Origin of the sequence: Candidatus Erwinia dacicola (assembly GCF_001756855.1) — a bacterium.
Lineage (GTDB): Bacteria > Pseudomonadota > Gammaproteobacteria > Enterobacterales > Enterobacteriaceae > Erwinia > Erwinia dacicola.
In genome coordinates this window covers 1-7,878 of sequence record NZ_MAYS01000280.1, presented here as the reverse complement: position 1 = coordinate 7,878, position 7,878 = coordinate 1, and the positions used below count along the sequence as shown (strand labels likewise).

Sequence of the window (7,878 nt, the reverse complement as noted above, 5' to 3'; positions counted from 1 at the left end):
AATCCCCATACACCACAAATGACCATAACTCCTAAGCTATAACGTAACTTATTGATATTACAGGCATGAAAAGCCGTTTTCAGCCTTTTGAAGGGCTGAAATCAGTCTTCTTTCGGCGAGGCGTTCTCAACCCGGCTTTTAAGTTTCTGTCCCGGTCGAAACGTCACAACCCGGCGAGCCGTAATGGGAATATCTTCACCCGTTTTTGGGTTACGTCCCGGACGTTGATTTTTATCGCGAAGGTCGAAGTTGCCAAATCCTGACAGTTTAACCTGTTCACCGTTCTCCAAAGCACGACGCACTTCTTCAAAAAACAGTTCTACCAGCTCTTTGGCATCCCGCTTGCTAAGCCCGAGCTTCTCAAACAGGTATTCAGACATTTCAGCTTTTGTAAGCGCCATAGGTTCAATCCCTCAAGGATGCTTGGAATCGCTCTTTCAGTACCTCTACGCATTTTGCAACGGTAGCGGCAATCTCCTCTTCTTCGAGTGTCCGGCTGGTATCTTGCAAAATAAGGCTAATAGCGAGGCTCTTAAAACCATCATTTACGCCCTTACCACGGTACACGTCAAACAAGTTTACGCCAACCACCTGATTTACGCCAACTTTCTTACACTCTGCGATGATATCTGCTGCTGGCACGTTTTCTGCCACCACCACAGCGATATCCCGGCGGTTCGCCGGGAAGCACGAAATGCTGCTGGCGTCAGGCAGGACGCGGTCTGCAACCTTCTCCCACAGCAGTTCGAACACCACTGTAAGGCCGTTAAGATCCAGTTTACGTTCAAGTTCCGGATGCACTACACCGATGAATCCGATGTGTTCGCCGCGTAAAATAATTTGTGCGCTCTGCCCAGGATGCAGTGCCGGATTAACCGCTGCCACAAACTGAATCTCGTCCAGCTTGCTGGTTAACTCCAGTACCGACTCCAAATCACCTTTTAAATCATAGAAATCTACTGCGTTACACGCCAGATCCCAGTGCTCTTCATTACGATGCCCGCTGAGGATGCCCGCCAGCATAACATCCTGACGGATGCCGAGGTTTGCCTGAGTATCAGGGACAAAGCGCAGCCCGCTCTCAAACAGACGCACGCGCGACTGCTGACGATTCTGGTTATACGCCACCGCGCCCAGTAGACCACTCCACAGCGACAGACGCATTGCAGACATCTCTACCGAGATTGGGCAAGGCAGCACCAAGTGCTCTTCGCCCGGGTGTAGCAGCGCCTGAATTTTTGGGTCAACGAAGCTGTAAGTGATCGCTTCCTGATAGCCTTTATCCACCAGCAGCGCCTTAACTCGCTTCAGAGAGAGGTTAGCTTCACGGTGCTTGCTCATCACCAGACCCGCCTGTACCGGCACGTCCGGAATGTTGTCGTAGCCGTAAACGCGGGCCACTTCTTCCACCAGATCGTCTTCGAGAGCGAGATCGAAACGCCAGCTTGGCGCAACCGCCTGCCACTGACCGCTTCCTTCCGTCACTTTGCAACCTAGGCGACGCAGAATATCACTCACTTCCGCATCGGCAATTACGTGACCAATCAGGCGGTCCAGCTTTTCACGACGCAGCGTAATGGTCGCATGCTGTGGCAGTGCTGACTCGGTCGTCACATCGATAACCGGCCCAGCTTCACCGCCGCAGATTCCCAGCAGCAGCGCGGTGGCGCGTTCGATAGCTTTATGCTGCAGAGCTGGATCCACGCCCCGCTCGTAGCGGTGAGACGCATCAGTATGCAGGCCATGACGGCGCGCGCGGCCGGTGATGGACAGCGGGCTGAAGAAGGCGCATTCGAACAGTACGTTCTGAGTCTCTTCATTTACGTCAGAGTTTTCACCGCCGAAAATCCCGCCCATTGCCAGCGCTTTGCTGTGGTCAGCAATGACCAGCGTATCGTTTTTCAGGGTAACTTCGTTGCCATCCAGCAGGGTCAGCTTCTCACCCTCTTCCGCTAGGCGTACCACGATGCCACCGTCAATGCGGTCAAGGTCAAAGGCATGCATCGGCTGGCCGAGCTCAAGTAAAACATAATTGGTGATATCCACCACCGGATCGATCGAGCGGATACCGCCGCGGCGCAGTTTTTCTTTCATCCACAGAGGGGTAGCTGCTTTGACATTGATGCCTTTCACTACACGACCGAGGTAGCGCGGGCAGGCTTCTGGCGCATCAACACGAATTGGCAAGGTATCCGCCAACGTTGCAGCAACCGGTGCGATTTCGGGAGCGTTCAATGGCAATTTGTTGAGCACGGCCACGTCACGCGCCACGCCAATGATGCCCAGGCAGTCGGCACGGTTTGGCGTGACGCTGATCTCAATAGTGTTGTCATCCAGCTGCAGATATTCGCGGATATCAGTGCCAACGGTGGCATCCAACGGCAGCACAATGATGCCATCATGATCGTAGGAAATACCCAGCTCGGAGAACGAGCACAGCATACCTTCAGAGGGCTCACCGCGCAGCTTAGCCGGTTTAATTTTGAAATCACCCGGCAGCACTGCGCCCACGGTCGCCACGGCCACTTTCAGACCCTGACGGCAGTTGGGTGCGCCACAGACGATATCCAGCCGACAATCGCCGCCGACGTTAATTTTGGTTACGCGCAGCTTGTCGGCGTTCGGGTGCTGACCGCACTCGACCACTTCGCCCACGATCACACCGTGAAAAGCACCAGCAACAGCTTCAACGCTATCTACTTCCAGACCTGCCATAGTGATTTGATCGGACAAAGCTGCACTGTCAATGGCCGGGTTGACCCATTCACGTAACCAGAGTTCACTGAATTTCATTGGTTTTACCCGCCCTTATTTAAATTGTTTAAGAAAACGTATATCATTTTCGAAGAAGGCACGCAGATCGGTCACGCCATAGCGCAGCATGGTCAGACGTTCCATACCCATACCAAAGGCGAAGCCTGAGTACACTTCAGGGTCAATGCCAACATTACGCAGTACGTTCGAGTGCACCATGCCACAGCCCAGCACTTCCAACCACTTGCCGTTTTTACCCATCACATCCACTTCGGCAGACGGTTCGGTGAACGGGAAGTAGGACGGACGGAAGCGTACCTGCAGGTCAGCTTCAAAGAAGTTATTCAGGAAGTTGTGCATCGTGCCCTTCAGGTTGGTGAAGCTGATGCCCTTATCGACGATCAACCCTTCCATCTGATGAAACATTGGGGTGTGAGTTTGATCGTAATCGTTACGATAGACGCGGCCCGGGGCAATAATGCGGATCGGCGGCGGCTGATCTTTCATGGTGCGGATCTGCACGCCAGAAGTCTGGGTACGCAGCAGGCGGGTGGCATCAAACCAGAAGGTATCGTGATCCGCACGCGCCGGGTGGTGCCGGGGAATATTCAGTGCATCGAAGTTGTGATAGTCATCTTCAATTTCCGGACCGGTTGCAACGGAGAAGCCCAGCTCACCGAAGAAGGTCTCGATGCGGTCAATGGTGCGCGTCACCGGATGCAGCCCCCCGTTTTCAATGCGGCGACCCGGCAGCGAGACATCAATCGTCTCCTGCGCTAGGCGGGCATTCATTACGGCGGACTCCAGCGAATTCTTCTGCGCGTTAAGCGCCTCCTGAACCTGCTGCTTCGCTTCGTTAATCACTGCACCCGCGGCCGGACGGTCTTTAGCTGGCAGTTCACGCAGGGTCGTCATCTGGAGCGTAAGATGCCCTTTCTTACCAAGGTATTCGACGCGAACGTTATCTAACGCGGCGACATCCTGAGCATCATTGATAGCGGCTTTCGCGCTTGCTACCAGGTCTGCGAGATGTGACATGCTTTCCTCTTCTTCCAGCCACCGTAGCCGGTCTGTTATTTGTCAGGACGAGTAGCCGCCCAATAGTCGATCTATTTCGAGCGGTAAAACGCTAAAAGCCTCCACGAGGGAGGCTTTTAGCGCGATTTTTCGTTTCTTTTCGTTGCGCAAAGCCCCCCCCGATAGTCAGACGCTAAAGTAAAAAGAAAGAAACGGAAAATAGCATTCATGGTGGTGTTACCTTGTTGCGGTTTAGACGGCTCTATTGAAATCTTAACAATCAGAAAAGTCCATCTTTTCAGATAATAAAAAAGAGGGAGACAAGCTCCCTCTTCCAACTGGCTTACATCAGAGCTGTTTTCGCTTTTTCTACCAAAGCAGCAAATACTGTTTTGTCGAATACGGCTATGTCAGCCAGAATCTTACGGTCAATTTCGATTGAAGCTTTTTTCAGGCCATTGATGAAACGGCTATAAGACATGCCGTTAGTGCGGGCTGCAGCGTTGATACGCGCAACCCACAGCTGACGGAACTGACGCTTCCGCTGACGACGGTCACGGTAAGCATACTGACCAGCCTTGATAACAGCTTGGAAGGCAACGCGGTAAACACGTGAACGTGTACCGTAATAGCTTTTAGCTTGTTTTAAGATTTTTTTGTGACGTGCGCGAGCAACTACACCACGTTTTACACGAGCCATATTAGCTCTCCTGTTTAATATTCTGTAAAAAATTTACTTATGCGTACGGCAGGCAAGCAATAACCAGACCCAGATCGCTTTTAGACACCACACCTTTTGGACGCAGGTGGCGTTTACGCTTAGTAGATTTTTTAGTCAGAATATGACGCAGGTTAGCGTGTTTATGCTTAAAGCCGCCACCGGCGGTCTTCTTGAAGCGCTTGGCCGCGCCACGTACAGTTTTAATCTTTGGCATTTGAAAAAATATCCACTTCGCATTGTTAATAAAATGAACCAGACAGGCGAATCTCATCGCGTACTGAAGCACGCGGCAGGATTACTTTAGGGCCTACTGCCTCTTCTTGGGAGCAAGCACCATAATCATCTGGCGACCTTCGATCCTTGTAGGGAACGATTCGACCACTGCCAAATCAATATTTTCACACAGATCTTTACGGACGCGGTTAAGCACTTCCATACCGATCTGCTGGTGCGCCATCTCTCGACCACGGAAACGCAGTGTGATCTTGGCTTTATCGCCATCTTCCAGAAAGCGAATCAGGTTGCGTAGTTTTACCTGATAGTCGCCATCATCGGTACCAGGACGGAATTTAATTTCCTTAACTTGGATAACTTTTTGCTTCTTTTTCTGTTCCTTAGAAGATTTGCTTTTTTCATAAAGGAACTTGCCGTAGTCCATAACACGACAAACGGGCGGTTCAGCGTTAGGGCTGATCTCGACAACATCAACACCTGCTTCTGCAGCTTTTTGTAAAGCTTCATCCAGACTGACAATACCAATTTGTTCGCCATCGACTCCTGTCAGACGAACCTCAGTGGCGCGAATTTCTCTGTTAATGCGATTAGGACGCGCCGGTTGAACTCGTTTTCCGCCTTTAATACTTTATTCCTCCAATTGATGAAGATTGCGACTGCGGATTTCATCCTGCAGCTTCGCGATCACTTCGTTTACGTCCAAGCTTCCCAAGTCTTTACCGCGGCGGGTGCGAACGGCCACTTTGCCAGCTTCCACCTCTTTATCACCACAGACCAACATGTAAGGGACACGACGTAAAGTATGCTCGCGGATTCTAAAGCCAATCTTTTCGTTTCTCAAGTCCGCTTTAGCACGAATGCCCGCATGCTGCAATTTTTGGGTCAATTCTGCAACATATCCGGACTGACCATCGGTGATATTCATCACCACAACTTGTAGTGGAGCAAGCCAAGTCGGGAAGAAACCAGCATATTCTTCGGTTAAAATCCCGATAAAGCGCTCCATGGACCCCAAGATTGCGCGGTGGATCATCACCGGAACCTGACGTTCATTACTTTCACCCACATACGAGGCGCTCAGGCAGCCTGGCAGCGAGAAGTCCAGCTGCACAGTACCGCACTGCCATGCACGATCGAGACAGTCATGCAGGGTAAACTCAATTTTAGGACCGTAGAAAGCGCCCTCACCCGGATGATATTCAAACGGAATGTTGTTCTCTTTCAGTGCAGCCGCTAGGTCCGCTTCTGAGCGGTCCCACAGGTCGTCGGTGCCGATACGCTTCTCTGGACGCGTAGATAGTTTCACCACGATCTTTTCAAAGCCGAAGGTGCTGTACATGTCGTACACCATCTTAATGCAGCTGTTGACCTCGTCGCGCACCTGCTCTCCAGTACAGAAGATATGGGCATCATCCTGAGTAAAGCCACGTACGCGCATCAGGCCGTGCAGTGCACCCGACTTCTCATTACGGTGACAGCTACCAAACTCTGCCATACGCAGCGGTAAATCACGGTATGATTTTAGACCTTGATTAAAAATCTGCACGTGGCCTGGGCAGTTCATCGGCTTAATGCAGTATTCACGGTTTTCTGAAACGGTAGTAAACATCGCCTCTTTGTAGTTTTCCCAGTGGCCGGTTTTTTCCCACAGCACGCGGTCCATCATGAACGGACCTTTTACTTCCTGATAGTCATACTCTTTCAGCTTGGTGCGGATAAACACTTCCAGCTCGCGGAAGATAGTCCAGCCGTCATTGTGCCAGAACACCATGCCAGGCGCCTCTTCCTGCATATGATACAAGTCGAGCTGCTTACCGATTTTACGGTGATCGCGCTTCGCCGCTTCTTCCAGACGCAGCAAATAGGCAGCCAGCTGCTTTTTGTCGGCCCAAGCGGTGCCGTAGATACGCTGCAACATTTTATTGTTGCTGTCGCCACGCCAGTAAGCGCCAGAAATTTTCTGCAACTTGAAGTGGTGGCAGAAACGCATATTCGGCACGTGCGGACCATGGCACATGTCGACATATTCTTCGTGATGATACAGGCCAGGACGATCGTCATGGCTGATATTTTCATCAAGGATGGTCATTTTGTAAGTTTCGCCGCGTGCAGCGAAAGCGTCACGCGCTTCCTGCCAGCTAACTTTCTGCTTAACAATGTCGTAATTGGTCTCTGCCAGCTGGTGCATACGTTTTTCCAGCAGATCGACATCTTCCTGGGTCAGCGTGCGGTCAAGGTCAACGTCGTAGTAAAAACCGTTGTTGATAACCGGGCCGATAGCCATTTTGGTATCCGGCCACAGCTGTTTAATTGCGTGCCCTAACAGGTGCGCACAGGAGTGACGAATAATTTCCAGACCGGCTTCGTCTTTAGCGGTGATGATTGCCACATCAGCGTCTTCTGTAATCGGGTCAACCGCATCCATCAGTTCGCCATTCATACGACCAGCAATACAGGATTTTTCTAGGCCAGAACCAATGTTAAGGGCAATATCCATTGCGCTGACGGCGTGGTCAAAAAAGCGCTGGCTTCCATCAGGAAGAGTAATTACAGGCATGAAACATCCTTAATTGCAGTGGTAACCCACACGTAAGATTACATGCAAACATAGTTTGAGAGTTCCGAGCTGACAGGCTGTCTGACCCATATTGTCGGATTGCCGCCGCCTTTGATAGCTGCGCAATACACAGCTAGGCACGCATAATAACACCTTTAGGATCAAGAGAGAAACCGCGCAGGGAGATGCTGACAGAATAAGGCAGGGATGAATCTTGGTCGCCCGCAGGCAGCCCGCAAAGCAATTACATCGCGTAAGAGAGCGTGATCGTGGTTTTGGTATCGGTATGATCGGGCGCTGACTCATTATACGCCGCCTTAACGCAAAACGCGCAGGAAAAGATAATCCCTCCGCTTTGCTACCGCCCTCGCGTGAATTTACCGCGCCGACTGCGACATTGAATTACGATTGAGGGCTCTTTATCACATTGAAACCATGAATAGCCAATTCAGTTGAACAGTTTGTAGGAAAAAGGGCTCTCTGACCTGCTGGAGTTAAAGCGCCCTGCTCAGTGCCGGGTTCAGCACCACGCTGAACGACAGCGAGGGCCATCCACACGAGTTGGGCACCAACAGCTTCGGCATCACCAGCGCGA

7 protein-coding genes and 2 pseudogenes are annotated in these 7,878 nt (G+C 51.4%); 1 reads left to right on the top strand and 8 read right to left on the bottom strand.

The window, feature by feature from the left end; genetic code table 11:
* Positions 1-101: 101 nt before the first annotated feature.
* The 8 genes and pseudogenes from ihfA to BBW68_RS21020 form a co-directional block, all read right to left on the bottom strand.
* Complete coding sequence (gene ihfA, locus BBW68_RS08400) at positions 102-401, bottom strand: integration host factor subunit alpha (RefSeq protein ID WP_017802142.1); 300 nt, start codon at positions 399-401, stop codon at positions 102-104.
* Between the two features lie 4 nt (positions 402-405).
* Positions 406-2,793, bottom strand: coding sequence for a phenylalanine--tRNA ligase subunit beta (gene pheT / locus BBW68_RS08395; RefSeq protein ID WP_070134913.1), 2,388 nt, complete (start codon positions 2,791-2,793; stop codon positions 406-408).
* Positions 2,794-2,808: 15 nt separating this feature from the next.
* Complete coding sequence (gene pheS, locus BBW68_RS08390; RefSeq protein WP_070134912.1) at positions 2,809-3,792, bottom strand: phenylalanine--tRNA ligase subunit alpha; 984 nt, start codon at positions 3,790-3,792, stop codon at positions 2,809-2,811.
* Positions 3,793-4,114: 322 nt separating this feature from the next.
* The gene (gene rplT, locus BBW68_RS08385; RefSeq protein ID WP_070134911.1) at positions 4,115-4,471 is read right to left on the bottom strand and encodes a 50S ribosomal protein L20; all 357 of its coding nucleotides are present in this window, start codon (positions 4,469-4,471) and stop codon (positions 4,115-4,117) included.
* 37 nt (positions 4,472-4,508) lie between these two features.
* The gene (gene rpmI, locus BBW68_RS08380) at positions 4,509-4,706 is read right to left on the bottom strand and encodes a 50S ribosomal protein L35 (protein ID WP_070134909.1); all 198 of its coding nucleotides are present in this window, start codon (positions 4,704-4,706) and stop codon (positions 4,509-4,511) included.
* Between the two features lie 93 nt (positions 4,707-4,799).
* The gene (gene infC / locus BBW68_RS16375) at positions 4,800-5,351 is read right to left on the bottom strand and encodes a translation initiation factor IF-3 (protein ID WP_083264849.1); all 552 of its coding nucleotides are present in this window, start codon (positions 5,349-5,351) and stop codon (positions 4,800-4,802) included.
* Between the two features lie 3 nt (positions 5,352-5,354).
* Positions 5,355-7,283, bottom strand: a complete 1,929-nt coding sequence (gene thrS, locus BBW68_RS08370) for a threonine--tRNA ligase (RefSeq protein ID WP_070134902.1) — start codon at positions 7,281-7,283, stop codon at positions 5,355-5,357.
* Positions 7,284-7,527: 244 nt separating this feature from the next.
* A pseudogene (locus BBW68_RS21020) lies at positions 7,528-7,611 on the bottom strand (DUF481 domain-containing protein); the annotation flags it as partial.
* A 157-nt stretch (positions 7,612-7,768) separates the two neighbouring features.
* Here BBW68_RS21020 and ghoS point away from each other — a divergent pair.
* A pseudogene (gene ghoS / locus BBW68_RS16370) lies at positions 7,769-7,878 on the top strand (type V toxin-antitoxin system endoribonuclease antitoxin GhoS); the annotation flags it as partial.

Bases quoted from the DNA above. Each gene is read 5' to 3' on its own strand.
- ihfA (WP_017802142.1), bottom strand. From the start codon at position 401: ATGGCGCTTACAAAAGCTGAAATGTCTGAATACCTGTTTGAGAAGCTC.
- pheT (WP_070134913.1), bottom strand. From the start codon at position 2,793: ATGAAATTCAGTGAACTCTGGTTACGTGAATGGGTCAACCCGGCCATT.
- pheS (WP_070134912.1), bottom strand. From the start codon at position 3,792: ATGTCACATCTCGCAGACCTGGTAGCAAGCGCGAAAGCCGCTATCAAT.
- rplT (WP_070134911.1), bottom strand. From the start codon at position 4,471: ATGGCTCGTGTAAAACGTGGTGTAGTTGCTCGCGCACGTCACAAAAAA.
- rpmI (WP_070134909.1), bottom strand. From the start codon at position 4,706: ATGCCAAAGATTAAAACTGTACGTGGCGCGGCCAAGCGCTTCAAGAAG.
- thrS (WP_070134902.1), bottom strand. From the start codon at position 7,283: ATGCCTGTAATTACTCTTCCTGATGGAAGCCAGCGCTTTTTTGACCAC.